The 407-nt window shown below is 75.9% G+C and carries 1 protein-coding gene; it reads left to right on the forward strand.

Annotated elements, in window-relative coordinates; genetic code table 11:
• A partial coding sequence (locus VR44_RS40595) for a SpnB-like Rossmann fold domain-containing protein (RefSeq protein ID WP_045952724.1) occupies nt 1–407 on the forward strand: 407 nt, incomplete at both ends.

Here is a 407-nt window from a genome sequence, read left to right on the forward strand (position 1 = left end):
CCGACCAGACCGGCACCCCCGTCGCCACCATCGACTCCCTCGCACTGCGCGCCGTCACCACCGCACAACTGGAGGACGGCGGGGCGCTGCGCGACGCCCTGTTCCGGGTGGAGTGGGTCGAGCCGGTGCTCGGGGACGGTACCGGCGGCGACTGGGTCTGGCTGGACGAGGAGGACGACACCGTCCCCGCGTACGTGGTGACCCGGACCCCGGCCGGTGAGGTGCACTCCGCCGTCGCCGAGGCGCTGCGGCTGGTGCGGTCCTGGCTGGCCGGGGAGCGGTTCGCCCGGTCGCGGCTGGTGTTCACCGCCGAGCGGCAGGACCCGGCCACGGCCGCCGTGTGGGGTCTGGTGCGGTCCGCTCAGGCCGAGAACCCCGGCCGGTTCGCCCTGGTCGAGGCCGCCGAC

This window comes from Streptomyces katrae, assembly GCF_000966975.1.
GTDB lineage: Bacteria > Actinomycetota > Actinomycetes > Streptomycetales > Streptomycetaceae > Streptomyces > Streptomyces katrae.